Below are 25,713 nucleotides of genomic sequence, written 5' to 3' on the forward strand. Positions count from 1 at the left end.
AAGGAGTTTTTTATTTGAGTCTATAAATTGTCAAGGAGGAAATTTTTATGAATACTAGTGTGAAAACTGATAAATCAATTAACCATCAGCCTGTTAAAGCGGCAAGTAGAATCAAGGAGATTGACATTGTAAGGGGCTTCGCTCTATTTGGGGTTTTATTAGTGAATGTCGTTTATTTTAGCAGCATAACCCTTGAAAGCTTAACTGGTGGCGTAACGCCCCTGTCAAATCCGCTAATGCTAACATCTTCTCTAGATAGAATTTTTGCTATCATCATACAACTCTTTGGAGAGGGTAAATTCTATACGATATTTTCTTTTTTATTTGGCCTAGGGTTTTATATCTTTATTCAACGGGCAGAGGAAAAGGGGCTTTCCGCAAAACATCTATTTAAAAGAAGGCTTTTTATACTTTTAATATTTGGTCTTTTGAATCTGTTTCTTGTTTGGTATGGTGATATTCTACACGCATATGCCCTGGGTGGTTTTATCCTATTAGGATTTAGAAACAAGTCAATAAAACATATTAAACGCTGGATCATTATATTATTAATTATCTCAACAGTAATCGCTACCTTAATGACTGCATCTCCTATAGCAATTGACACACACTTTCATTATGAAAGCTATTTTTCCTATAACGAAGGTGTGACCAATTCATTTAATATATATGGAAGTGGCACTTACTTTGAAATAATTAAATACAGAGCAGTAAATGAAATTCCCTATGTTTTAATATATCTTTTATTTGTGATACCTAAAACACTTGCTATGTTCCTATTGGGTATGATCTGTGGAAAGTTAAATATTTTCAATAAACTAGATGAAAGTGATACATTCATAAAGAAGGGGTGGAAAATAACAGGAGCTGTAGGCCTTTCCACTACAATAATATGTATTATATTTGGCTATTTTTATTTACCTAGCCTGATGGTTTCATCTTTAGTATTTGGATTATTTTATGAAGTAGGGACTGTATTTTTATCCTTGTTCTATATTACATCCCTGCTACTATTAATGAAAAGGGAAGTTTATTCTAAAATATTGAGCCCTCTTCAAAGCGTTGGTAGGATGGCACTTACGAACTATCTTGTCCAATGTATTTTATGCTCCTTAATTTTTTATGGTCATGGCCTAGGCCTTATAGGTAGAATCGGGATATTTGAAGGTGTCGTTTTTACTCTGGCTTTGTTTAATCTGCAAATTGTCACCAGTAATATTTGGTTTAAGTATTATCATTTTGGACCCTTTGAATGGGTATGGAGAAAGCTCACATATGCAAGCAGCTAGGTTAAGTAAAAATACAGGCATCAAACGGTGTATTCCCTTTGGTGCCTTAACAAAACCACACTTGCTTTTAAGGTAAGGCTCTGGGTCATGGCGTGTTTTTTAAGAGCGTAATTTAAATATGTTTTGAATGAAGGGAGAGAAATTAATGGGCAAATTTAGAAAAAGAAAAATAATTACAGTGATTTTACTAATATTGATTACAATTGTAGCAATGACTCAGGTTAGGGGTTATATGACTTGGCGCAATATGGATACATTTCAACGGTTTGCAATAAGTGTGGGAGGATCGGTTGATGATAAAAAAGTTTTGGGTTCCGTAGTGAAGATAGAATCAAAGGATAAAACATTACAATATGAAGCTGCAGAGGGTAATTTATCTACCGATGATATATTTTGCATAGCAAGTACAACAAAAATGTTTACAGCCACAATTATTTTCCAATTAGTTGATGAAGGTTTGATGCAATTAACAGATACTCTTGATATGTATCTTACACAGGATGAATTAGAAGGACTGCACTACTATAATGGTCATAATTATGCTCAATCCATTACAATTGAACAATTAATTTCTCAAACAACTGGGTTGCCAGATCACTATTTGGAAGAAGTAGATAACAAATCAATTTTTGAAGAAATAGTAGAAGAAGATAGAACCTATGAATTTGAAGATTTTCTGCAAAGAGTCAAAATGCTGGAACCTCACTTTGTGAATGGTACAGAAGGAAAAGCTTATTATGCTGATATAAACTTTGATATCTTAGGCCTTATAGCGGAGCGTTTGACAAAGAAGGGTTTAGAAGCGTTATATCACGAAAGAATTTTTGATCCTTTGAGGTTAGAAAATACAAGCTTGGCAACAGTAAATAGTCAGTTCGCACCAATATACCTAAATGAAGAAATCTTCGAAGTCGCTTTAGCCAAATCAAGCATGGGGGCTAGTGGAGGTCTTATCTCAAATGTTAATGATCTGATGATATTCTTAAGAGGATTTATGGAGGGGGAATTATTTTCTAGTTCTCATATTGATAGAGGAGATTGGAATGAAATTCAATTTGATTACCATCAGTACAGGAATGGGTTGATGCGTTTTGAATTGACAGGAGTATGGTCTTTATTTGGAAGCTATGAACTCATAGGTCATTCAGGATCAACAGGAGGGTTTGCTTTTTATTCTCCAGAAAAAGAAGTTTATATCGTTGGTACGACAAATCAAGCCACGGATCCTTCGATACAATATAGATTGATGAATCAATTAATTGGGAGTATAGGTGATTAAAATTTTTTTCGAAATATAGAACTAAGTTCCTAAGAAATTATTGGGAAAAAGCTTATTACTAAGTAATATTTATGCATATCTATTGATTGAGGTTAATATATATTAAATTGAATATATATACAAAATATAGACAAAATATGCAAAAATCTATTGAAACACTTTTGGGCATATGTTACTCTAGAAAATGTGCACCGTAGTTAAGACAAAATGGGGGTTTGTAATTATGATAAATAAGTTGAAGTTTGTATTGTTATCTATTTTTGGATTTATTTTTTTTCTAATGCCTTTTAGTATTAATGGAGAAAGTAAAATTGCTATATCTCACATAGTAAATTTTGTTACAGGTAATATGCTTGATTCATTTATGGGTTTCACTATTATTTGCGCATGGATTGTATTAATTGCAACTATGGTTTTTATTTTTTACTCTTCAAAAAATGAGTTTGTTAATTCTGTATTCAAAGCATCACCTTTAAATGTTGTATTAAGGGTAGTTGGCTCATTTTTATACCTTATGGTGATTAATAATTGGTTTCAAAACCATGCGTTTGCAGGTATGATTTTAGATGGCGATACTGGCGGGCTGATGGCAGGAGATGGTGGTCTTTTAACCACACTTTATATAACATTCTTTGTAGGTATTATTGCCCTTCCTTTATTAACACATTTTGGTATTGTTGAATTTATAGGGATTTTACTAGGTCCCATAGTTAAAAAGTTGTTTAAAGTACCAGGCTATTCAACTATCGATGCCATTGCATCCTTTGTTGGTGATGGTACAATTGGTATTGTGGTAACGGACAACCAATATCAAAGAGGATACTATAATAGAAGAGAAGCTTATATAATTGCAACCAGTTTTTCTATTGTAGGTATCGCATTTGCTTCTGCAGTAGCTGAAGAACTAGGGTTTGGGCATATTTTCCCAATATTTTATGGATCTATCGCATTAGTAACTGTTATATTGGCTTTTATTACATCTAGAATGTCACTTAAGAAATTTCCACCAACTTACTATGAAGGGGTAACTCCTAATAGAATTGAGATTCCAAAAAATAAAACTGTTTTACAGCATTCATATGAATCTGCAATAAAGCAGGCAGGAGATGCGAAAATTGGAGAAGTAATGATTCAGGCGTTAAAAAATGTTGTTAACATATACGTTGGCTTCTTACCTATCATTATGGCGGTTGGAACATTATCCTTGGTAGTAGCAGAATATACCCAGTTTTTTAATATCATTAGTGCACCACTGGTACCTTTATATACTTCAATAGGATACAGCAAAGAAGTAGCAGGAGCCATGGCACCAGCATCGGTTGCTGGGTTTGCTGATATGTATTTACCGGCCTTGTTTATAAGTGGATCGGCTTCTGAAGCTTCAAGATTTTTTATTGGTGTATTAGCATTTACCCAGTTAGTATTTATGTCTGAAACTGGAATGATTTTAGTTAAAAGTAAAATTGGTTTGAGCTTTTGGGATGTAACTAAAGTATTTCTTTTTAGAACTATGATGTCTATACCGATATTAATAGTGATAACAAATATTTTAGCTACTTTAGGTGTAATATCGTTTTAATGAATAACGTTCTTTATATTTTGTTTTGGATAAGTTCGTTTTAGTGCGTTGCACTGGAAGGAGCTTATTTTTATGTAATAGGAAAGCACTGCTTTCCTATTATATAAAAACGAGGGGGTGTAGGGGATGAAATCCCCCGCTCGATTTAGCAAGGTGCTCAGGCTGCAAAACAGCCGTCGAAGGAAATCTAGGGTTTCCTATAAGCGATCAACACAATTTAGTTTACTAAATTGTGTTGATCGCTTAGTTATTATATCCAACGAAAGCGTCGAAGACGCACTTTCTATAAATTTCATTTAATTTGTATCTTTACTGGAATTATAATTCACATGCATTTCCTATTTCATTAATTCCACCGATATTCATTGCAAAGCTGTTCAATAGAATTATGAAAAATGAAGGTGGAAATCGAAAATTGGAAGAAACCCATAAAATATAAATTAGGAACATGGTGAAATACCTCTTACAATGACGGCAATGGTAGCGTTTATCACCTTCGCCGGTGGTGTTTCATTAATAGAGATATCAAAATATTTAATTCAACATATACAGAATCCTTATTGAATAATTTAACTGAAAGGTATTTTCTCCATCTTTTAAATCCATTCCTAAGATATCTTCAATTTCTTGAATTCTATAACCCATAGTATTTCTGTGAATAAAAAGTTTTTCAGCAGTTAAATTTATATTAAGGTATCATAGGCATTAACTTAACCCATGTTATTCCAAGGTAAAAATTACATTTCAAAAAAAACATGAAAAATAGGAATCTCAAAGTGACCATCACATCACAAAGGAGAGATTCCCATGAAGATATCTTCATCACTTATTATACAATTTATTCGGTTGTTTGATAACAATAAAATTATGGAAACACGGCTATCGCACGAAATGCACTAAAAGATGGATGGAAACCAAATGATGAGAGATTTAAAAATGATCTAGAAAGGCATATGGACTTTTTAAATACCTATAATATGCTGCCCACTGATTCTAAAGAACTCGTTGAGACCACTTGGTTTTTTATTGAGGATGACTTTCGCAGAGATATGTTAGAAAGTCAACAAACAGGACTTAGTTATTACTTTTATACAGTAGCAGAAATGTATGCATTAAAAAAAGATGAATAAACACCAATTACTATCACCACACACGTTGAAGCCGTAATACTACCTATGAAGTAAGTCGTGTTACAGTTTCAACAAAGTTTTCCCAAGAGAAGCAAAGCTACGATTGCTAGAAAACGACTGCTGAGTGTATTGCATTGATAGAGAGAAAATAGGTTGAGAAGAGTGATTTGGAAGATTTTACATAAAAAAAACCATTTACAAAAGCTAGATATTGACGTACTATATACATAGATGTTCGATGCATTTATAAAGGAGGTATATTTATGAAAATAAACAAAGATCTTATGAAGGGGAGTACATCAATGCTGATACTTAATTTACTGAGCACCGAAAATATGTATGGTTATCAGATGGTTAAGGAACTTGAAAAGCGTTCAGACAATACCTTCACCCTAAAGGAAGGTACAATGTACCCAATCCTACACACTTTAGAAAGCGAGGGAATGGTTGAATCCTATTGGGATGAAGGAACCACGGCACGTAAGCGAAAATATTATCAGATTACCGGTAAAGGAAAAAAACTATTACTAGAGAAGAAAAAAGAATGGGAGCTTTACAGCAGTACAGTTAATAAGGTGATAGGTGGTGTCTGCTTTGAATAAAAATATTAATGAATTTCTAAATATGGTTTGCAAACAAATAAAATTTAAAGGTGTTCATAATAATATTAATGAAGAGTTAAGATGCCACATTGATGAATTAGCAGATGGATATATGGAGAGTGGTATAGAGGAAGAAAAAGCAATTGATAAGGCCATAGAGCAAATGGGAGATCCTATTGAAATCGGTAAGGAGCTTAACAATACCCATAAGCCAAAAACTGAATGGTTAATCATTTCATTAATTGCCACAATGGTCCTAATTGGTGGGATAGCACTATTCTCTATAACTACTGACAAAGCATCAAGTTTAAGCTATGAGTTATTTTTCAAGTCCTACATAATGTACACATTAATTGGTGTTAGTGTATTTGCTGCTTGCTATTACACGGATTATACAAAACTTGAAAAGTATTCACAACACGTATTTATTGGAACAATGGTTTTCTTATTTTTCAGTGCCAGAAGCAGTATCTATGTAGATGGAGCACCCTATGTAAGAATTGGTGGTTCTAGCTTTGCTTTTGCCCCTGTATCCATAGCCCTGCCCCTACTAATAATCGCTTTTGCTGGTCTGGTTAATAGATGGGCAACTGGTAGTATAAAGGATATGGCAAAATTATTAGGTTTAGCTTCTTCAGCTGCAGTTTTAACGCTTATAGTTCAACCGTCCCTTGCAAGTGCGCTTCTATTGACAGGTGGATTTCTAGTACTCATCACGATCGCTATTATAGGAAAAAACTTTAAAGGAAATAAAAAAGCATTTATATGCTCAATTTATGGTGGGGGAACATTAGCCTTAACATTATTACTAATAAAATATGTATCTCCTTATAGTTATAGATTGAACAGGCTAAGGGTGTTTTTGAACCCCAAGCTAGACCCAGAGGGATATGGCTATGTTAACACGCTACTATCGAGACTTATGTCAGATGCAAAAATTTGGGGTAGTAGTGATTCTCTTTACTTTATCCAACAAGGCGTTAGTAGAATAGCACTGCCTGAGGCAAATACAGATTTCATTTTTGCATATATCGTTGCAGCTTTTGGATGGGCTGTTGGGATTATTACAATTATGGTTATAGTCTTGACGATATTCCGTATGCTATCAGCAACAAGAAAAATTAATCATCAATACGGAAGACTACTAGCAAGCTCTATCGTGGCTGTATTTACGTTGCAATCATTAGCAAATCTCTTAATGAATACAGGAAAATTTCCATTGATGGGATACACTCTACCCTTCATCTCCTATGGAGGAACGAATTTTATTACTAATATGGCACTGGTGGGGTTTTTGTTAGGTATCTACCGAAGAAAGGATTTAGTAATGATAAAGCATAATCATTCCAGAGCATAGCTTGAGAATATGAAAGAGAGAGTTTGACAATTAAGTCAGTCTCTCTTTTTTAACACAAACTAAAGGGCTGTAGGATAGACATTTCATGACGAGTCGATTACTTAGCAAGGCAGATTTAAAAGAAGCTATAATTCTAATGATATATTGTGGCTAGGGCGGGTTCATAGGCTTATTATCTTTTAATAAAATTCATAATCTCTTCATTGACGGCTTTTGGATTATCTAGGTTTGTGGCATGATGTGCATTTTTAATTGTTCTTAGAGTGGAATTTTTAATGCATTCATGCATATGGGGTTGATGTTTGTTCGTCATAGTATCATGATCACCAATTAGAAGTAAAGTAGGACAGTTTACTTTATGAAGATCATTTTGCTTTCCATTCTAGTAACAGCATCCCAAACACGAACCCAGTTGTCTTTAGTAATCATTGAAAATGCATTCACTATATAGTCATAATTTTCAGGATTGAATTTTGAGAGCATTTTTGACGTTCTTGGTTTAAAGTGTTTGTGTTTGACCCCATTTTCCTAAAAGTGAAAAAAAGATTGCCTTCCATAAAAAAAATAGCTTTTTCAGGTGCAAGTCCTCCAGGACAAAGCAAAACCAAATTATTAACCTTGTCAGGATATGTGGTAGCGAAATTTAATGCCATCCAGCCACCTAATGACATGGCCATAATTGAACAAGTATTTAGTCCAAGTGCGTCTATTGTTTCATTTAACCATAGAGGATAGGCACCACTTTCGTAGCTTGGGCGGCTTGGCGCTGATAAGCCAGCTTCACCAATGATGTCTATAGCGTAGACTCGGTGTGTTTTACTAAGTGAAGCCACGTCACCGTACCATGTGAAAGAATTTGATACACTCCCATGAAGTAGGAGCAGTGGAGGATTGTCCCTTGATCCAGACTCTATTACAAACGTATGTCCAAAACTTGTCTCAACCGTGTATTGCTTACTTGGCACAGGCTAGCTGACAAGTATTTCGCGGTATTTTCCCAAAACCTCTTCTTTGCCTGCTTCTGTTTTATATATTTCTTTCATTATCCATCATCCTTTCTATTCCAGCAGCCATTTCTCGGCTTCTTCTTTATTCTCATACATTCTGAAATGATTACCTTTGTTTATTTCCATGGACATCTCTCTAAATCTGCCTTTTAGGGTGAGCTCCTGAGGAATCACAGTAGCCACTTTTATATGATAGTTTATAAACTTTTGAATGATATTACCTGCTACTCTCGTCTTAAGTTTGAAGAAATATTGAGATAAGGCGCCCTGTGTTGACTATTGGATTTATTTTCATACTGGCATTTATCATTGGCGCATTTTTTATGCCTCGCAGTGTTACCCTGTCCCTACTGGGGCCAGCTCTTGGGATCATCATTGGGTTAGTGCTTAGATACATTATAAAGAAAAAGACAACTGACAAAAAGGACGACGTGTTATATGTCACGCTTAGCATCATGTTTGTAGTCTTTTCATTAGCCATTGCGAATTCACTGCTCCAAAATAGACCTGTAAATAATACCTACAGGGAAGATTCTATACCAGAGGGCTATCCCATAGTTACCGTGGTGGAGCTATTAGAGGGATCACAACAGGGGAGTCTAGCCAGTAGGGAGTTTAATCCTGGTATGAGTCCCGTTACCCCTAAGCATTATAATTACTGGGAAACTAGGGATGTAAATGGTAAAACAGAGGGCATACGGGTTAATTACTATCGGACCATACATCCATACTTTGCTGAAGTAATATTTAATGGAGTAACGGAGGAATTAAGAAGGGGAATAAAGTGGAGAGATATGTATCTATTCACAAAAATGATTATTACAGATAATGAGATGAAGACTTTATGGGATGTAGATAATCTTGCATTGACAGAGGCTAGGGATGAAATTATAGTCCAAAAAGGAAATGTAGTGGTGCATCTGTTAGGGGATATAAAGAAAACCACCGGTTCTACCGGGGGGCAAAAGGAGACTCTTATTTTATATATTTACAAGTATTCGTATACCTCCAAATCACTTATCAGGTCGCTTTATAGGTGTTCATAATACCGTTTAGAACAATGTCTAGTCCATCATTAAATTGCTTTTCAAAATCAAAATCTAATAGTTACATTGGCTATATGGGGGGTAATAGTATAATAGTTTGATAATTCAATAATTTGATTAAAGGGGGATTATTTATGCAGGAAAAAGGAAAATGTCCAGTAACAGGTATGACTAAGCACAAGACTAGTGGTGGCACGACAAATCAGGACTGGTGGCCAAATCAGTTGAATCTTAAGATGCTTCACCAGAACCCTACTATGAGAAATCCCATGGGTGAAAGATTCAATTATGCTGAAGAATTCAAGAAACTCGATTTTGAGGCATTGAAAAATGACTTATACGCATTAATGACAGATTCACAGGAATGGTGGCCTGCAGATTACGGGCATTATGGACCACTTTTCATCCGTATGGCTTGGCATAGTGCTGGCACATATCGTATGGGAGATGGTCGTGGCGGGGCGGGGACGGGTAATCAACGCTTTGCGCCTCTAAATAGTTGGCCAGATAATGTGAATCTTGATAAGGCACGCCGTTTGCTTTGGCCTATTAAGCAGAAATACGGTAAAAAGATTTCCTGGGCGGATCTTATGATTCTTGCAGGTAATTGCGCTTTGGAGTCAATGGGATTCAAAACCTTCGGTTTTGCCGGTGGTCGAGAGGATATCTGGGAGCCTGAAGAGGATATTTACTGGGGTCAAGAGAATGAGTGGCTTGGTGATAAGCGTTATTCTGGTGATAGGGAATTGGAGAATCCTCTTGCAGCGGTGCAAATGGGTCTGATTTATGTAAATCCAGAAGGGCCCAATGGTCAACCCAGTGCACTGGCTTCTGGTAAAGACATTCGTGACACTTTTGCCCGGATGGCCATGAACGACGAGGAGACTGTTGCACTGGTTGCAGGGGGGCATACCTTCGGTAAATGCCACGGCGCAGGTTCTGCCACCCATGTCGGCCCAGAGCCCGAGGCTGCAAACATTGAAGAACAGGGACTTGGCTGGAAAAACAGCATGGGTAGTGGAAAAGGTATCCATACCATCTCAAGTGGCATCGAAGGAGCTTGGACCCCCACACCGATAAAATGGGACAACAGCTATTTAGACACCCTGTTTAATTACGATTGGGATCTCGTTAAGAGTCCTGCTGGTGCTTGGCAATGGGTTCCAACTGATCCTACTGCTGCAGACTCTGTACCAGATGCCCACGACCCTTCAAAAAGGCACGCACCAATGATGACCACCGCCGACCTTGCCTTGAGGATGGATCCCATTTATGGGCCCATAGCCAAAGGGTTTCGGGAGAACCCAGAGGCCTTTGCAGATGCTTTTGGTCGGGCATGGTTCAAGCTGACTCACCGAGATATGGGTCCCCGCACCCGCTTTCTTGGTCCAGAGGTTCCGACTGAAGAGCTGATCTGGCAAGATCCAGTACCTGCAGTGGATTTTGAACTGATTGATGAAGATGATATCACAGGTCTTAAGGGTAAAATTATTGACTCAGGTTTGTCCCTTTCTGAACTGGTCTCCACAGCATGGGCATCAGCTTCGAGCTTCAGAGGCTCCGATAAACGGGGTGGGGCAAATGGGGCTCGTATTCGACTGGCACCGCAGAAAGATTGGGAAGTTAACCAACCAGAACAATTGCAAACTGTACTACAGGCTCTTGAAAAAATCCAAGACACCTTCAACAGTGCACAGTCAGGCAAAAAGAGGATTTCCCTTGCTGATTTGATTGTTTTAGCTGGATGCGCAGGTGTTGAGCAGGCAGCTAAGAATGCTGGTTTTGATGTGTGTGTTCCTTTTACCCCAGGTCGCACAGATGCGTCACAAGAACAAACCGAGGTAGAGTCATTTTCGGTACTTGAACCGATGGCAGATGGGTTCCGCAACTATAGTAAAGGCAAATATACCATTTCTGCTGAAAAACTACTTGTCGATCGTACACAATTGTTAGGGTTGACTGCCCCAGAGATGACGGTTCTAGTTGGTGGCATGCGGGTATTAAACGCTAATTACAACAAGTCTCAGCAGGGAGTATTGACAAAGAGACCCGAAAATCTTACAAATGACTTTTTTGTAAATCTATTGGATATGGACACCGCATGGAAAGTGACCGCTGAAGGCGGTGATATGTTTGAGGGGATAGATCGTAAGACTGGTGAACTCAAATGGACTGGTACTGGCGTTGACCTGGTATTCGGTTCAAATTCTGAGCTTAGGGCAATCGCAGAGGTGTATGCAAGTGACGATGCAAAACAAAAGTTCGTTGAGGATTTTGTAACGGCATGGAATAAGGTGATGAACGCAGACCGTTTCGACCTTGCTTAACAAAGACCCTTAAAGGGAACAGATCAAACAGTATGATATTTTGTGATTGAAAAATGGGAATTTTTAAAAATAGGAACGATCTATCACAAATGTGATAGGTCGTTCTTGTTTTTAAGGATGTTTCCCATTAAGAGATTAAAGAATTCCGAAATATTTTAATATTATAATTAGAGGAAATGAACAAACCATAAAGAAATACCCAGCCGATGGGCCAAAGAGGATTTATTATGAACTGAAATCCCAAGGTCTTAGAATGTGATGGATGATTTTAATGAATTTTTGGTCAAAGAGTTTTATAACAAAATTGGGATGAATAAAACTATTGACTCTTTTCCTAAGATTGAAAGGGCATTTCACAAGTTTCTAAGGAATTACAATTTTTCTAGGACCATTTCAAATGGTTGTAATGCGGGAAAAATACCAGCAGAAGTTATCCTTGAAAGAGCAGCTAAAAATGGTATGGATTTTGACACTTTGCTCCTTTGGATTTTAGCCTTGCTAAATCAACTTAAAGGAGTTGATACCAATGAATAAGCTGGAACATAGGGTTGTGGTGATTGGGGCTGGACTTGTTATAGCAGCAGGTTAAAAAAAAGGCTATGGTAATGCTACTGTTTTTGAAAGGGAGAATGGGGTAGGTGGTAAATTGCATATGCTGAGGAATGTCAAGTGGATTTTGCTATAGAGCCAGCTGTGCATCACATTATCTATGACATTAAAACCATAGCCAAATTGATTGATGACCTTGAGTCCAAACGTGTGAAAGTTATTTTTGATCCAGTGAATTTGATGACACAAGAGCTGGCAATGGATCAAAGGCGGTTTTTTGAAACCTTTTTTGAGACTTTTGAAACCCGGATCAATATGGTTCATGTGAAGGATTTTACATATTTTGGCCAGGAGAAGCAGGTGCTCACCTCAGGTCAAGGTGAACTTGATTATGGCTATTTACATCAAATGATAAAACAATCCCATCAGTCTATGGATGTCATGCTTGAAGGGGTTTCACCTGAACTGATGTTAAGTGCCATTGGAAACATGAAACAACTAGATTTTTAGCTAAAGGATCGGTATGTTAGACTTAATATCATATGATACAATTTGGGAAAATACATAATAATGAATTATCGAATTGAAGAAAAAGAGACATTTCGAATAAGAAGTTTTGAGTACAGTAATAATGTATAGTTATAATTTTCTTTAATTTTCCAAATTCCTATAGTATAATTAACTTTAGTAACGAGCAATGGGAGGCTGAATGGTATATGTAAGAATGATAAAATTGCATCTGTACTTTAATAAAGAGGTTTATTAGTAAACTGGGGGTTATTTATTAATGGAAAAGACCAGAAAGTATGACATATCCTTTTTTGGTGAATTTGAGGACCAGGCTCTTGAAAGAGAATTTCGTGATTATGACATGAGGCGTTATGCCAAAGTCATAGGGCCTGTTGTACTTATATTTGGAGTAATATATATGATGTTTGTCATAGCAGATTACTTTGTCATAGCAGACCCCTTTTCGTTTATGATTATATTAATCGTTAGAGCATTGTTTCTAGTTGTGTCGGTGGTTGTATGCTTATCTGTAAAGAAGATCAATAACTACACCTACCTAGTTTATATGATAACAGCATATGAGATTTTGGCTATCGTCGGCTTCTTACTGATTATGGACCAGTATAAATCCCTTACTTTATTATCATTTTTCAGTGTAATGGTTATAACTTTAGCAGTTTATATTACGCCTAATAAACTTACTTGTGTACAATTGATATCTACTTTCCTTAGCCTGTCTTTTTTCATATTTCATGCTAAACATATAGAGGGAATGGAAACTTCTGTGTTTTTGAAACTTGTTTTATATAATCTTATTATAATTATCTATTGTAATATAGGTGCTTATATGACCGGCTTTTATAAAAGAAAACAGTTTGTAGACAGTAGAGAGCTTTTAAGAGTGTCTATAACTGACCCTTTGACAGGTATATACAATAGGGGAAAATTTAATGAGGAACTGAATCGATGGATTGATTATTGTAACAGGTATGAGAACGCCCTTTCTTTCGTTATGCTTGATATAGACGATTTTAAAAGGGTCAATGATGGTTATGGCCATCTTATTGGTGACCGTGTGATACAAAATATAGTGTTAACAATAAAGAAGGGAATCCGGAATACTGATATTTTTGCTAGGTGGGGTGGGGAAGAATTTGTAATACTTCTTCCTAATACAGATACTGATCAGGCCATGGAAATGATGGAACGGATGAGGGTATGCATCCAAAATACTAAACATGATAAAGTAGAAAATATTACTTGTAGTTTTGGACTGGTAGCACTAAGAAAAAGTGAAAACGCAGAATCCTTGCTACAAAGAGCGGATAAACTTCTTTATGATGCTAAGAATTGTGGTAAGAACGCTGTTATATGTGAGGCTGGTGGAGTAGGGGAACGAATTACGCCAACTCATATGGCATAGGATAAATGAATCATGGGAATAGATTTCCTTTTGAAGATATATGATTGAAGTCACTAGATTTCAAAATATAAAAATGAGAAGCTCCTGAATTTAATTCAGGAGCTTCTATCTGATTCTAAAACCATTTTATTTTATCAAAGATGTATGCATCTTTAAATTTTTAAGGTCTTTTTCATTCTGTGAAAAGTCTCTGTTTTTTTGAGAAGAGACTACTTAGTGTAGAGAGATGATTATAAAAGCAACGAGTAGTAAAAATAAAAAATCCATTACATAGTATGAAAAGCAGTATAGGAGAATGATATAGACAAAATACGACATCTTGAGAGTTGAAATGTAAAAAAAGATCGAAAATTGGCAAATCGTGTTGCATCAATACACAACATGGGATATGATGGTTAATAAGATAAAAGAATAACAAATAAGGTGATTAAATGAATGATTTTGGAAAATATTTGAAGGAAATTAGAAAAGGACGCATGACCCAAAGAGAGCTGGCTAAAAGGATAGGCGTAGGATATCCATACATCAGTAAAATCGAGAATAATGTTGAACCACCTCCAAGTGATGATGTACTAATCAAGCTTGCTCAGGCTTTGGAAGTTGACGTTGATGAACTGTTTGTCCAGGCTAATAAAATACCTAAAGAATTAAAGGAAATAATCATGAAGCAACCTAAAGTGTTAAGGCTAGTAAGGTCTATAAAAGAAAATGACATAACAGATTTTCTATTAGAGGGTTTTGAAAAATTGATTATAGAAAAAGAAAAGATGTATTGGCATTTTTTTTATGCAAGTAGTGAGAAGATTCTACTAATTGATCCTGATACTGCTAAAATTGCCAATGCAAATGCCCCAGCTGTTGAGTTTTACAACTATCCTCTGGAACTGTTAAAAAAGATGACCATAAGCGATATTAATACATTATCAAAAGAAGAGATATTTGAAAAAATGAAAAAAGCAAGACTTGAACTAACAAATCACTTTGATTTCAAACACAGACTAAACCATGGGAAAATTGTATCAGTTCAAGTAAAAAGTGTACCTATCGATATAGGTAGTAAAACATATCTACACTCAATTATATACGAGAGTATAAATCCTATATGTAGATAAAATAGCATTTAATTTAGAGTAATTATTTCATCGGTAGTAATGGTCTTGGTAATACATTGAAGCTGAGGAAGTATATATGTTCAAAAAAATAGAATACAGAGGGCAAACTTATCGAAAGGTAAGGACGCAAAGCCATGGGCCTACATTCTAAACAGAAGATGGTAGCCGGTTGCAGAACTAGGATTTCAAAGCCTTTTGTTTTCGATTTTTTGAAAATACAGAGGTTTTTTATTTGGAAAAAAATGAGAGGGAGATAAAGTATTTAGTAAAATTAAGACAATTGTGAGGCATTAATAAGAGAGACTAAAAGGGGGATTAAAATGAAAAGCATCAAAAGTAAATTGGTAATCGTTTTTTCTATCATTATTTTAATATCATCTATGGCAATCGGATTTATTTCTATATATAGGGCAGAAATGTCACTCACAGAAGAAGCTGAAAAAGCACTTGAGGCATTAACGTTTGAAGGAGCGAAGCTGGTAGAGAGTAGAATTGACACACAGGAAAGAACATTGCAAATGATTGCCGGTAGGACGGATGTAGAAAGTATGGACTGGGAAGCACAACAACCTGTATTACAAAGCCAAGTAGAGAGAACAAACTTTCTATCCATAGCAGTGGTTGACCTCAATGGGAGTGCTATATTTAATGATGGTGCAGTGGCACAAGTGGCAGATAGAGAATATTTCCAAATGGCTTTAAATGGTACTACAAATGTTTCGGATGTACTTATCAGTAGATTAACCAATGAACCAGAAATCGTGTATGCCACACCAATAGAAAGAAATGGTCAAATTGTAGGGGTGTTGATTGGGCGACGGGATGGATATGCATTAAGTAGCATTACCGATGATGCTGGGTTTGGTGAAACGGGGTATGCTTATATGATTAATAAAGAAGGTATCGTTGTTGCCCATAATGATCGAGAAAGAGTGAAAAATCAATTTAATCCAATAGAGGATGCAAAGAGTGATATAAGCTTACAATCAGTAGCGTCTGTATTTAATACCATAATTGAAGAGCAGAGAGGTGTAAGTAATTATTCTTTTCAAGGACAGAGTTTATATGCTGGATATGCACCTGTACAAGACTCTAATTGGACTTTAGTGATTACCGCAAATGAAGATGAAGTATTAGGGGCAATACCAGCAATGCGAAACATGATTTTCTTAGTCACAAGTGTTGTTTTATTGTTAAGTGTTGTGATTACATATGTTATCGGGAGTTCGATTGCAAAGCCGATTATTAAAGTTAAGGAAAATGCAGAAAAGTTAGCGAATCTAGATATCACCCAGGATGTTGATCACGGACTTCTTCAAATGAAGGATGAAATTGGGGTTCTAGCCAATTCCATCCAAATGGTCATTACAAACCTGCGGGGAATTGTAAAAGAAATCAATGAATCCTCTAATCAAGTGGCTGCATCATCAGAGGAACTAACAGCTAGTTCTCAACAATCATCAATTGCAGTGGATGAAGTTTCAAGAACAATTGAAGAAGTCGCTAGAGGGGCCTCTGAGCAAGCACAAAACACAGAAGCAGGAGCACTGAAGGCCTCTGATTTAGGCGTGATCATAGAGAAGGATCAAGGCTATATGAAGAATTTAAACATGGCATCGCAACGAGTGGTAAGTGTGGTAAAAGAAGGGTTAACAGAAGTAGATAATCTATCAAAAATTACTAATGAAAGCAGTTCATCTATTCAAGAAATATACGGAGTCATATTAAAGACAAATGAAAGTTCTGATAAAATTGGACAGGCCAGCAGTGTCATTGCATCTATAGCTGACCAAACAAATCTATTGGCATTAAATGCTGCCATTGAAGCTGCAAGGGCTGGCGATGCAGGCAAAGGTTTTGCTGTGGTAGCGGATGAGATCAGAAAGTTAGCAGAGCAGTCCACTACCTCCACTCATTCAATTGATGAAGTGGTTAATGAGCTGCAAGATAATTCAAGAAATGCTGTGAAAACAATAGAGCGGGTATCAATCATATCTCAGGAACAGGGGATGAGTGTGAGTAATAGCAAAGACAAATATGTACAAATTGCTGAAGCCATGAAGGAAGCAGAAGAAGCAGTTGGAAAACTCAATGTTTCAGGAGATGAAATGGAAATAATGAAGAGTGATATTTTAGATACACTACAGAATTTATCAGCCATTGCAGAGGAAAACTCAGCCTCTACCCAACAGGTTGCATCTTCTATGGAAGAGCAAACGGCTGCTATTGAGGAAATATCCAGTGCCAGTGAAGGACTTTCTAAACTTGCCCAGGACCTACATTCAATTATATTAAAGTTCAAAATCTAAAATCATTGATGGCTTTACTCATGTCCAGAAAAGCCAGATGATTGTATGAGTTGATATCTATTATCAGACAAGAACATTCCTGGGGTTGGAGTGCTCTTGTCTTTTATTATGAGTTTTTAAATTTAATGATTTGCTCTACTTTCTAATCTGACTAAGTGCAGCTCCCTTTAATCCTTCAATGGCGTAGCGCTTATAGAGCTCATGGCAAGAATAAGTGAATTTAATGGTATGCACATCTAAAGACTCAGTCCCTTTTTTGATGATGTCATTCCATGAGAGGGCTACAGGTTGAACATTTTGATTGGATAGGTCAATTGCACCAAGGGTTAATTGATGGGTAATAGAGCAGGTTGTGAAAATATTCAGGGCTTCCTCGAAATCATTAAAGTAGTCCTTTAGAACCAAAAGACTATGTAGACCTGTGATACAGTGAAGCACAACGATACTGCTGGTATTATTAAAGGCAGATATAAATAAACCAAGCAATGCCCGAACTTTGTCTTCTTCATTTCCTTCTATTAAAAACCCACTTTCAAGATATTCTGGATCTCTGTAAAGGGTCTTCATAATCTGTCCCATGGAATAACTTGAAGAGATCACAGGATTGAAACGTGAGTCACTCATTAAGCGGTTCATTTCTTCGATGACATGTGAGCTTTGAACTTTTCGATTAAACTGAGAACCTCCTCGATAGGCAGTCACATAATAGGCTAAAGCTCGTTTCGCTTCTTCCAGCAAAGCGTCTTCAAGCTGGACACCTTCAATGGCATAGGCAAGACGGATAATCACATGAAAGAGGCCTGAGGACATACCAAGAGGATAAGTATTTAAGATTTCATGAGTCACCTCATTCATACCTCGGGCTTCAACTTCCCCATCAATTAAGGCTAGGCAAGATTCATATAACTCTCTCTTGCCAAGACAGGCTTCGATTGAATCTATTCTTGGGTATTTAGCCTTCACCGCGTTTACATTAAAACTGTTTTGGAAGTACTCTGAATAGGATTTAACCACTTGAAGATCATTAGTCATTTGATAAAGAGCCAACTGGCCCATGGGCAGATGGTTGATGAGTCCCTTCATATAAGGAGCATGTCTTTTTCCATAGTCGTTGATGAGTTCGCTAAGCTTCATAGGCTTACCCTCCTGCTTTTATTTGGACATTACTTCATTCTTTTATATTTTTATCCCTACCCTTCAGATTTAAACTCATAGATCATGAAATATACCTATATTTATGAAAAAAAATTTTTATTTCAATGAATTGGTACCCATAATTGACTATGTGGTATAATATGTAAGTTGAGTTAGAGAATCGCAAGTCACGCAAAAAAGATATATATAAGATAATACTGATAAGGGGGATGTAAGATGAGTATAAGAAAAAGAGTGATATTATCAATTATAGGTCTAATAAGTGCTTTTATAATGATGGGCTACAGTAATCACAATACAATACCACTGTTAGAGCGTATTTTAGTTCCTATAGAAATGGGAAATAGTACGTTTTATTATGCCATGCTGATTCCAGTTGTGGTGATTTATTTTAGCTTTAAGAATATTATAATTGCACTTAACCTTGAGGACCGCAACCTGAGGATGAGGGCATTCATACTCACTATTTTATGTATTGTAGGATATTCATCAATGTTGGGGCGGAGCGAAAAAGTATATAGGAGCTACGCCAATGATTTGAATGCGATATACTATCATCGTGGGGATGCTAATCGGTTGGGACTTAATGGTGGGGAAGAAGTGATAACGGTGAATGGAACCATTAGACTCGAGAACCTTGGGGATGAGTCTCAAGACTTTTACATCAAATTACAGGTTCCTGCACATTTCACAGAGGTAATGGAGGAATCAGAATTAATGGCAATAGACCAGAGAACTGGGGAATCGGAAAAGTTCAGCATCGATGGAAAAACCGAGGTTGTTTTAAGACCGTATTTCATAGGAACAACAGCTGGTGAAGTGAGGGAAAGATCAGGAGGTTGGGGCCGTTCAACAAGGCAATTTAATTTTGTCATATATAATGAGGCTGAGGAAATTTCATTTACAGAAAAATATGAGTAAAAATAGTCTTGATAAAATAGCAATACTGAAATGAAGCCACAGGGTGTGAGGACTCATTCTGTGGTCTTTTCATATCTTATGGTATAATATTTAAGGAACTAGAACAAAGAGATATTTTCAATAGATAAAGTTTACCAAGACTCAATTCTATAAATTGAGTCTCGGTTGAAATTCATACTATTTGAATTGGAGGATGCAAATATGGAAGACATAATGGTGCAGATTGTTTTTGGTGCACTGGTTATTTTTTTTGCAGCAATGACACAGGGAATCACGAGTTTTGGATTTTCATTAATTTCACTACCGCTTTTAGGCTTATTTTTACCTTTGAAAATTGTGGTTCCGGTATTAGTGATCTATAGTCTACTCTTAAATAGCATCATCCTATATCATATAAAAGAATTTATTGAAATAAAAAGAATCTCTATTTTAGTCATGGCCGGGATCATTGGTACACCCTTTGGTGTTTACCTATTAAAGATTTCAGATGAGAGTACACTAAAATTACTAATTGGGATCATTATCACCATTGCAGCAATTGTAAATTTTTCTGGATATAAAATTAAAGTAAAAAATGAGAAACGATCCTATATACCGGTAGGCTTGGCTAGTGGGTTGTTAAATGGAAGTGTTTCTTTAGGAGGACCGCCAGTGGTTCTTTTTCTAACCAATCAAGCTGTAGAAAAACAAATATTTAGAGCAAATTTAACTTTATACTTTTGGATACTTAACATCACCACAATTCCCACCTATTTCTTCGGTGGATTGATTACAGGTGAAGTTATTCAATATACCGCCTATTTATCTCCAGGATTGATTGTGGGCACATTACTAGGAATCAGTCTAGGCAATAAAGTGGATGAAAATCTATTTAAAAAGCTTACATTGAGTTTAATTATGTGTATGGGTGTATTATCAATTATGTCTGGGATTTAATAATAGGAATTCACCGGAAACACAATGATACAGGAGGACAGTTCATGTCTGAAATAGACAACAGAACTGTCCCCTTTTAGTTATTTATATAAAAAAATTAAGAAATCTATAGGTGACTCTACTGTCTGACAAACAAAAGTACTGCCTTAATTTGAATATGCAGAAAACCGATTAGAACAACTCAAGAAAGGGTATTCTGAACCTAAGAACACTTAATAAGAGATGGAAGGTGAATATAAAAGTGACAAAAAAAACAATGGGAATTCATCATATTACGGCGATTGTTGGCAACCCTCAGGAAAATGTAGATTTTTATGCTGGGGTATTAGGATTACGATTAGTTAAGAAAACAGTGAACTTTGATGATCCTGGGACCTATCATCTGTACTTTAGCGATAATGGAGGGAATCCGGGTACGGTAATCACATTTTTCCCGCGGTCAGGTGCACAACCAGGTAAAATAGGCAGTGGACAAGTAGGGATCAGTTCCTTTGCAGTTCCTAGGGGGTCCTTGGTGTTTTGGAAGGAAAGACTAAAAGAATTTAACGTGACCTATGTTCTTAAGGAACGATTTAGTGAACAGTATATTGCATTTGATGATCCACATGGTTTGCAATTAGAAATTGTGGAACGAGAGGCTGGGGAAAATAACCAGTGGTCTTTTGGTGGGATAACACCTAATGTAGCCATTAAAGGAATTGCAGGGGTGACTTTATTTTCTAACAAACCGGAAAGCACTGCAATATTATTAGAAGATATTATGGGTTTTGAAAGGGTAGGAGAAGAAGAGGGCCTTGTTCGATTCAAGTCCATTGGTGATATTGGGAATATAATTGACTTAAAGCGTACCCCAATGGCTGGAGGGACAACAGGAGTCGGTACGGTTCATCACGTTGCATTAAGAGCAATCGATGATGAAGATCAATTTGCTTGGAAAAGTCATGTGGAAAGCTATGGGTACCATGTCACTTCGGAACAGGATAGAAATTATTTTAAGGCTATTTATTTTAAAGAAAAAGGGGGAGTTCTCTTCGAAATTGCAACGGATCCTCCAGGGTTTGCCCATGATGAATCACATCAAACCATGGGAAAAAATCTTATGCTACCTGAAAGATATGAGTCCCAAAGAGAGAAGCTTGAGAAGTTGTTGGAGCCAATAGAAGTCAGGGAATTAAAATAAAATCATTTGTTTGGTGATAAAGTAAGTGATTAGGTATGAAGCATATATGTAGCGAGGAGGAATGACAATGCAATCAATTAACCCCATGGAGCTGTCTGCAAAAGAGAACTACTACATTTTAACTGGAAGTATTATTCCAAGACCTGTGGCATTTGTGACAACCCTTTCTAAGGAGGGTGTCATTAATGGGGCACCATTTAGTTATTTTAGTATAGTGGCCTCGGATCCACCTATGGTCTCTATTTCAGTGCAACGTTCAGATGGTAATATGAAGGATACCGCGAGAAATGCAATAGACATGAAGGAATTTGTCGTTCATATATCTGATGAATCCTATATACATAAGATCAATGAGACGGCTAAAGAACTACCTTACAATGAGAGTGAAATAGAATATACTGGATTGACCTCTGTGCCTAGCACGGTTGTTGCTGTTCCAGGTGTCAAAGAAGCAAGTATTCGAATGGAATGTGTCATGGAGAAATATATTCCCCTAGGTGCGACTGAAGAAAATCCAGCCTGTGAGCTACTGATAGGTCGTATTGTACAATATCACATCCATGATGAATTATTTCAAGAGGGCAGAATAGATCCCAAAAAGTTATTGCCTGTCAGTAGATTGGCTGGCAATAATTATGAAAAGCTGGGTGAAATATTCGAACTCAAACGACCGAAGTGATTGGATTAGATTAACATCAAGGTTTCGCAGTTGAAAAATTTGACATAAAACGATAGAATCTAAACTGAAATGGGGATGAATACATGAATCGTATGGCAGTCAAAATAAAGGAAGCAAGACTGAAAGCAAAGATGAGTGAAAAAGTATTGGCGAAGAAATGTGGCTTGGCAGAAAGCTATATTGTACAAGTGGAATCAGGTAAAAAAGTAATCAATGAAAACGCAGCTGAAAAGATTTTGGAAAAACTAGGAGCAAAGGTAGCGTTTGTAACTGAGCAAGAAGAGCCGGTACAAAAAAGTCAGAATTCTAAAGAAACAAGGGTAAATAAGCAGGAAGAAACATTTTTTAATGTACAGCCCACTGAACAATGGTCTGATGCATTGGCCAATATTATCAAAAAATTCCCTGTATATCAACTGGATACAAATAAAATCACACAATACAAAGAGCTACCCATTCTAAATAAGAAAGTAGAAGGTTATACATGGGATAAAATTCTCTTTGTACAATCAAGCAATAACGAAATGCAGGCCCTACGTATTAAAAAGGATGATATTGTGATGATTAGTTTAACCAATGAAATACAGAATAATAATATTTACTTATTTGAAATAGACAACAGAAAGATGCTCAGACAGCTTAGGAAAGAAGCTAATAATAAAGTGACTCTGTCTACGGGAAACAAAGGAGAGATTCCAATTCAGACCGATGTGAAACAGATTAAAATCATTGGGAAATGTGTTAAGGTGGAGTTTGTACTTTAGAAAAACATTAAGGAAACTTTCGCTGATTAAGACTCGCTGTGCTCAAACATACAGATTGCTTAAGGTCTTTCTCATCTATAAGATAAGTGATAAAAAATTAAAATTATGGGATTAAAAAGGGAATGAAGGTGCTACTACTTTTGTAGACACATTCATTCCCTTTAATTTGTTGATTTCACTAATACTACTATAGTTTTGCACAAATAAAGCCTTTATAAAATTAACTTTGGTACTGTTATGAAGCAATAGTAAGTATTGCATCTTTCACTGATATATTTTTATCTGTTCCTTGATCTAATGCGGTTTCGGGTAAAACAAGTTTTCCCAAGGAAAATCTTCTCAGACAGATACGAAGCTTTTTAAAGCTAAGTTCTGATGTCCAAGGGGTGTCCCCTTGATAATCTTGTGCTTGAAGCCAACTACTATTTGGATGCTTTAGCAGTGCCATCTTCCCAACACTATAGGACACAGCTGCCAGGTGAATAAACCTGAATGTAGGTAATAAAGATTGATGCTGGTAATCACCTAAACCTAAATGCTGCTTCATATCTCGGATTGCTGTTTCGATAGAAAAGCGAGCACCATAAATTTCAATAATCGCAGCTGGAGTTAATGATATATCTGTACTGATCAATGCTGTTACATTACTACCAACTTTTGTGACCACGATTCGCACTTTACGGTCAAGCCCTAATACCCATAAATCTTTTACCACAACTTCAACGGTTCTTGTTTCACCATATAGGCGTACAGATATCAATTGAATAGGTTCAGTTTTAAAAAGGGTCAATATTTTTACCTTCTGTCCTCTTTTTCTTGGTCTACCTTGTTTCTTTATTTGAGGTTTCTCGGGGTCTAAATATCCTATTGCATTACTTTTTAATTTTGTAATGACATGGATCGGGTTTTTTCCACTCAAAAGTGGTTGTATAAATGACTTATTACTAAAATATGCATCTGCCACTACCCTAACGGGGTGTTTACTGGCCCAATCTGTAAATTGAAATAATGCAGCATGAGCATTGTCCCAGCAGTTCATAGAGGTTGCTATGCCCTCGGCATCAGACATCCATTGAGAGGGGTTTAACCTACCGGATATCAGGCGAAAAATCAGTGGGAAACATAAGAATCTATTGGAAAGAAAAGAACCAACAATACCCAAAGCACCCCAGTGGTGACCTACAATGTATTTGCCTTTGTCTGCATTGCCACTGTGGTTATTCCACTTTTGAATACCAGGTATTTTCTTAGAATTCTTTGCTATAAGTGTCGTATCATAAGCCACCAGAAGCGATCCATGAATCATAAAATTCTTTGGAAATAACTCTAAACGCTTATGAAGTAGTTGTTCCATAATAGCCATGCAGTCCCACTGGTTCTTGCTTAAAAACCGTTCCCAACTTGCAATATGCTTCTTGTAAAAGAAACAATATCTATATATATTTCTGGTAGTCTTTCGACCTTCAGTTACTAAAAGACACCAAATAAAACCAACAAAATATTTATAATTTGGTATTGATAACAGTTCCTTAGGAAATAATAACAACTGTAACAATTCTTGAGGAATATAAATGTACACAAGCATCGCTCCTTGTCGGGGGTATTGTGTTCATATATTCCTCATTTATTTTGCAAATTATTACGTCAGTTTTTGGTAATTATTTAAAAAGTGCAAAACTATAGTAATACTATTTAATGACAAGATCGAAATGCTTTAATAGGGATATCGCATCAGGTAAGGTGACAATGGTCTTCTTTGTTTTATTATTCAAGAGATGGATGTCATAATCCGTAGCAAAGGAAAAATCCGCCTTCGATAAATCTGAATCATAAAACTTCGTTCCAGTCAGTATTGAATATGTAAAATCACTTCCGATTAATATCGTACTGATAAAGTCACTCTCCAGTATTCTACACTGCTGAAACATGGTTTTTCTTAAATTGAGATTGGAAAAGTTGCAATTTTGAACTAAACACTCATTGAAACTCAATTCAATAATAAAGGAATCAATTTTGCTAAAGTTGATTCCCATTAGTTTGCAGGTTTCAAATTTAACATTTCTTAATTTTGAATCATTAAATTGTACTAAGCTTAAATTACACTCATTAAAGATACAATCCTCAAAGAATGCAAAGGAGAAGTCAGATTGTGAAAAATCACAGCCTTTAAATTGACAATTAATAAATGTTTTGTTAGTGAAGCTTTCACTGCTTGCCAGTACCTTTGTAAAAATCACATCTTCATGTTCACTGTGTTTTAAAATATCTATCATTTTGACTCTCCCTTTTATATGCAAAGTAAACTCATATTGGTTTTATAGGACTATCATAACATAACACATATAAAATAACATTGTTGAATTAAAGGAGCTTCGTGTAAGAAAAAAATAAAAAGTGATAGAAATGAAGCATATGCTCTGTGGCGAAGTAATATGATTAAATGCACAAAACATTTTGAATTGTACGATATGTTATAATAATATACAATAATGTATCTATGGATATAGGAAATCAACTTTGTCATTTAAAGTCCATATATAAGTACTATTCCATGGGAGG

The 25,713-nt window shown here is 36.1% G+C and carries 23 protein-coding genes, 1 pseudogene and 1 riboswitch; of the genes and pseudogenes, 18 read left to right on the forward strand and 6 right to left on the reverse strand.

The annotated features are described in order from the left end of the window. Positions 1-47 precede the first annotated feature (47 nt). The 3 genes from AMET_RS07700 to AMET_RS07710 all read left to right on the forward strand — a co-directional run bounded on the left by AMET_RS07700 (position 48) and on the right by AMET_RS07710 (position 4,147). A complete protein-coding gene (locus AMET_RS07700; protein ID WP_012062782.1) occupies positions 48-1,289 on the forward strand; it encodes a DUF418 domain-containing protein in 1,242 nt (413 codons plus the stop codon). A gap of 145 nt (positions 1,290-1,434) precedes the next feature. Beyond that, on the forward strand, positions 1,435-2,568 hold the full coding sequence (locus AMET_RS07705; RefSeq protein ID WP_012062783.1) for a serine hydrolase domain-containing protein: 1,134 nt from the start codon (positions 1,435-1,437) through the stop codon (positions 2,566-2,568). Between the two features lie 223 nt (positions 2,569-2,791). Continuing rightward, positions 2,792-4,147 (forward strand): YjiH family protein, encoded by a 1,356-nt coding sequence (locus AMET_RS07710; RefSeq protein WP_012062784.1) that lies wholly within the window; start codon positions 2,792-2,794, stop codon positions 4,145-4,147. A gap of 534 nt (positions 4,148-4,681) precedes the next feature. Here AMET_RS07710 and AMET_RS27325 read toward each other — a convergent pair. Beyond that, positions 4,682-4,834 carry a helix-turn-helix domain-containing protein gene (locus tag AMET_RS27325; RefSeq protein WP_157047379.1) on the reverse strand — a complete coding sequence of 51 codons (153 nt, stop codon included), beginning with the start codon at positions 4,832-4,834 and terminating at the stop codon, positions 4,682-4,684. 266 nt (positions 4,835-5,100) lie between these two features. On the opposite strand from AMET_RS27325, the gene AMET_RS24920 reads away from it, so the two are divergent. The 3 genes from AMET_RS24920 (at position 5,101) to AMET_RS07720 (ending at position 7,236) form a co-directional block, all read left to right on the forward strand. After that, entirely contained in the window at positions 5,101-5,277 is a 177-nt protein-coding gene (locus AMET_RS24920) for a hypothetical protein (RefSeq protein WP_198135412.1), read from the forward strand. A gap of 263 nt (positions 5,278-5,540) precedes the next feature. Continuing rightward, positions 5,541-5,879 (forward strand): PadR family transcriptional regulator, encoded by a 339-nt coding sequence (locus AMET_RS07715; protein ID WP_012062785.1) that lies wholly within the window; start codon positions 5,541-5,543, stop codon positions 5,877-5,879. After that, the gene (locus tag AMET_RS07720) at positions 5,863-7,236 is read left to right on the forward strand and encodes an FtsW/RodA/SpoVE family cell cycle protein (RefSeq protein ID WP_012062786.1); all 1,374 of its coding nucleotides are present in this window, start codon (positions 5,863-5,865) and stop codon (positions 7,234-7,236) included. The genes AMET_RS07715 and AMET_RS07720 overlap by 17 nt, the downstream gene beginning before the upstream one ends. A gap of 443 nt (positions 7,237-7,679) precedes the next feature. Here AMET_RS07720 and AMET_RS24230 read toward each other — a convergent pair whose 3' ends face one another. Both AMET_RS24230 and AMET_RS24930 read right to left on the reverse strand, forming a co-directional pair. Continuing rightward, complete coding sequence (locus tag AMET_RS24230) at positions 7,680-8,201, reverse strand: alpha/beta fold hydrolase (RefSeq protein ID WP_083760898.1); 522 nt, start codon at positions 8,199-8,201, stop codon at positions 7,680-7,682. A gap of 93 nt (positions 8,202-8,294) precedes the next feature. Continuing rightward, positions 8,295-8,498 (reverse strand): annotated as a pseudogene (locus AMET_RS24930) (DUF4180 domain-containing protein); the annotation flags it as partial. A gap of 17 nt (positions 8,499-8,515) precedes the next feature. Between AMET_RS24930 and AMET_RS07735 the strand changes: the two are divergent. The 7 genes from AMET_RS07735 to AMET_RS07765 all read left to right on the forward strand — a co-directional run bounded on the left by AMET_RS07735 (position 8,516) and on the right by AMET_RS07765 (position 17,519). Further along, on the forward strand, positions 8,516-9,289 hold the full coding sequence (locus AMET_RS07735; RefSeq protein ID WP_157047194.1) for a hypothetical protein: 774 nt from the start codon (positions 8,516-8,518) through the stop codon (positions 9,287-9,289). 113 nt (positions 9,290-9,402) lie between these two features. After that, on the forward strand, positions 9,403-11,616 hold the full coding sequence (katG, locus tag AMET_RS07740; protein WP_330368720.1) for a catalase/peroxidase HPI: 2,214 nt from the start codon (positions 9,403-9,405) through the stop codon (positions 11,614-11,616). Between the two features lie 258 nt (positions 11,617-11,874). Beyond that, the gene (locus tag AMET_RS07745) at positions 11,875-12,150 is read left to right on the forward strand and encodes a hypothetical protein (RefSeq protein WP_157047196.1); all 276 of its coding nucleotides are present in this window, start codon (positions 11,875-11,877) and stop codon (positions 12,148-12,150) included. Positions 12,151-12,261: 111 nt separating this feature from the next. After that, positions 12,262-12,675 carry a TIM barrel protein gene (locus tag AMET_RS07750; RefSeq protein ID WP_083760900.1) on the forward strand — a complete coding sequence of 138 codons (414 nt, stop codon included), beginning with the start codon at positions 12,262-12,264 and terminating at the stop codon, positions 12,673-12,675. Positions 12,676-12,952: 277 nt separating this feature from the next. Continuing rightward, positions 12,953-14,098, forward strand: coding sequence for a GGDEF domain-containing protein (locus AMET_RS07755; RefSeq protein WP_012062790.1), 1,146 nt, complete (start codon positions 12,953-12,955; stop codon positions 14,096-14,098). Positions 14,099-14,529: 431 nt separating this feature from the next. Further along, positions 14,530-15,210, forward strand: a complete 681-nt coding sequence (locus AMET_RS07760; protein ID WP_012062791.1) for a helix-turn-helix domain-containing protein — start codon at positions 14,530-14,532, stop codon at positions 15,208-15,210. Between the two features lie 91 nt (positions 15,211-15,301). Then, a riboswitch (cyclic di-GMP riboswitch) is annotated at positions 15,302-15,387 on the forward strand. 143 nt (positions 15,388-15,530) lie between these two features. After that, the gene (locus tag AMET_RS07765) at positions 15,531-17,519 is read left to right on the forward strand and encodes a methyl-accepting chemotaxis protein (RefSeq protein ID WP_012062792.1); all 1,989 of its coding nucleotides are present in this window, start codon (positions 15,531-15,533) and stop codon (positions 17,517-17,519) included. A 135-nt stretch (positions 17,520-17,654) separates the two neighbouring features. Here AMET_RS07765 and AMET_RS07770 read toward each other — a convergent pair whose 3' ends face one another. Further along, positions 17,655-18,653 (reverse strand): questin oxidase family protein, encoded by a 999-nt coding sequence (locus AMET_RS07770; RefSeq protein WP_012062793.1) that lies wholly within the window; start codon positions 18,651-18,653, stop codon positions 17,655-17,657. Between the two features lie 237 nt (positions 18,654-18,890). Between AMET_RS07770 and AMET_RS07775 the strand changes: the two genes are divergently transcribed. The 5 genes from AMET_RS07775 to AMET_RS07795 all read left to right on the forward strand — a co-directional run bounded on the left by AMET_RS07775 (position 18,891) and on the right by AMET_RS07795 (position 23,154). Next, positions 18,891-19,595, forward strand: a complete 705-nt coding sequence (locus AMET_RS07775; protein ID WP_012062794.1) for a hypothetical protein — start codon at positions 18,891-18,893, stop codon at positions 19,593-19,595. A 201-nt stretch (positions 19,596-19,796) separates the two neighbouring features. Then, on the forward strand, positions 19,797-20,531 hold the full coding sequence (locus AMET_RS07780; RefSeq protein ID WP_012062795.1) for a sulfite exporter TauE/SafE family protein: 735 nt from the start codon (positions 19,797-19,799) through the stop codon (positions 20,529-20,531). 241 nt (positions 20,532-20,772) lie between these two features. Next, positions 20,773-21,711 (forward strand): ring-cleaving dioxygenase, encoded by a 939-nt coding sequence (locus AMET_RS07785; RefSeq protein ID WP_012062796.1) that lies wholly within the window; start codon positions 20,773-20,775, stop codon positions 21,709-21,711. Positions 21,712-21,778: 67 nt separating this feature from the next. Beyond that, positions 21,779-22,390, forward strand: coding sequence for a flavin reductase family protein (locus tag AMET_RS07790; RefSeq protein WP_012062797.1), 612 nt, complete (start codon positions 21,779-21,781; stop codon positions 22,388-22,390). Between the two features lie 83 nt (positions 22,391-22,473). Then, a complete protein-coding gene (locus AMET_RS07795; RefSeq protein WP_012062798.1) occupies positions 22,474-23,154 on the forward strand; it encodes a LexA family transcriptional regulator in 681 nt (226 codons plus the stop codon). Between the two features lie 235 nt (positions 23,155-23,389). Here the strand turns inward: AMET_RS07795 and AMET_RS07800 are convergent, their stop codons facing one another. Further along, complete coding sequence (locus AMET_RS07800) at positions 23,390-24,739, reverse strand: IS701 family transposase (RefSeq protein WP_012062799.1); 1,350 nt, start codon at positions 24,737-24,739, stop codon at positions 23,390-23,392. Positions 24,740-24,842: 103 nt separating this feature from the next. Then, a complete protein-coding gene (locus AMET_RS07805; RefSeq protein ID WP_012062800.1) occupies positions 24,843-25,427 on the reverse strand; it encodes a pentapeptide repeat-containing protein in 585 nt (194 codons plus the stop codon). Positions 25,428-25,713 lie beyond the last annotated feature (286 nt).

Origin of the sequence: Alkaliphilus metalliredigens QYMF, from assembly GCF_000016985.1 — a bacterium.
Lineage (GTDB): Bacteria > Bacillota > Clostridia > Peptostreptococcales > Natronincolaceae > Alkaliphilus_A > Alkaliphilus_A metalliredigens.

What these genes read in the sequence shown, in the direction of transcription:
- AMET_RS07700 (WP_012062782.1), top strand. Translation starts at nt 48, where the DNA reads ATGAATACTAGTGTGAAAACTGATAAATCAATTAACCATCAGCCTGTT.
- AMET_RS07705 (WP_012062783.1), top strand. Translation starts at nt 1,435, where the DNA reads ATGGGCAAATTTAGAAAAAGAAAAATAATTACAGTGATTTTACTAATA.
- AMET_RS07710 (WP_012062784.1), top strand. Translation starts at nt 2,792, where the DNA reads ATGATAAATAAGTTGAAGTTTGTATTGTTATCTATTTTTGGATTTATT.
- AMET_RS24920 (WP_198135412.1), top strand. Translation starts at nt 5,101, where the DNA reads ATGGACTTTTTAAATACCTATAATATGCTGCCCACTGATTCTAAAGAA.
- AMET_RS07715 (WP_012062785.1), top strand. Translation starts at nt 5,541, where the DNA reads ATGAAAATAAACAAAGATCTTATGAAGGGGAGTACATCAATGCTGATA.
- AMET_RS07745 (WP_157047196.1), top strand. Translation starts at nt 11,875, where the DNA reads ATGGATGATTTTAATGAATTTTTGGTCAAAGAGTTTTATAACAAAATT.
- AMET_RS07755 (WP_012062790.1), top strand. Translation starts at nt 12,953, where the DNA reads ATGGAAAAGACCAGAAAGTATGACATATCCTTTTTTGGTGAATTTGAG.
- AMET_RS07760 (WP_012062791.1), top strand. Translation starts at nt 14,530, where the DNA reads ATGAATGATTTTGGAAAATATTTGAAGGAAATTAGAAAAGGACGCATG.
- AMET_RS07765 (WP_012062792.1), top strand. Translation starts at nt 15,531, where the DNA reads ATGAAAAGCATCAAAAGTAAATTGGTAATCGTTTTTTCTATCATTATT.
- AMET_RS07770 (WP_012062793.1), bottom strand. Translation starts at nt 18,653, where the DNA reads ATGAAGCTTAGCGAACTCATCAACGACTATGGAAAAAGACATGCTCCT.
- AMET_RS07775 (WP_012062794.1), top strand. Translation starts at nt 18,891, where the DNA reads ATGAGTATAAGAAAAAGAGTGATATTATCAATTATAGGTCTAATAAGT.
- AMET_RS07780 (WP_012062795.1), top strand. Translation starts at nt 19,797, where the DNA reads ATGGAAGACATAATGGTGCAGATTGTTTTTGGTGCACTGGTTATTTTT.
- AMET_RS07790 (WP_012062797.1), top strand. Translation starts at nt 21,779, where the DNA reads ATGCAATCAATTAACCCCATGGAGCTGTCTGCAAAAGAGAACTACTAC.
- AMET_RS07795 (WP_012062798.1), top strand. Translation starts at nt 22,474, where the DNA reads ATGAATCGTATGGCAGTCAAAATAAAGGAAGCAAGACTGAAAGCAAAG.
- AMET_RS07800 (WP_012062799.1), bottom strand. Translation starts at nt 24,739, where the DNA reads ATGCTTGTGTACATTTATATTCCTCAAGAATTGTTACAGTTGTTATTA.
- AMET_RS07805 (WP_012062800.1), bottom strand. Translation starts at nt 25,427, where the DNA reads ATGATAGATATTTTAAAACACAGTGAACATGAAGATGTGATTTTTACA.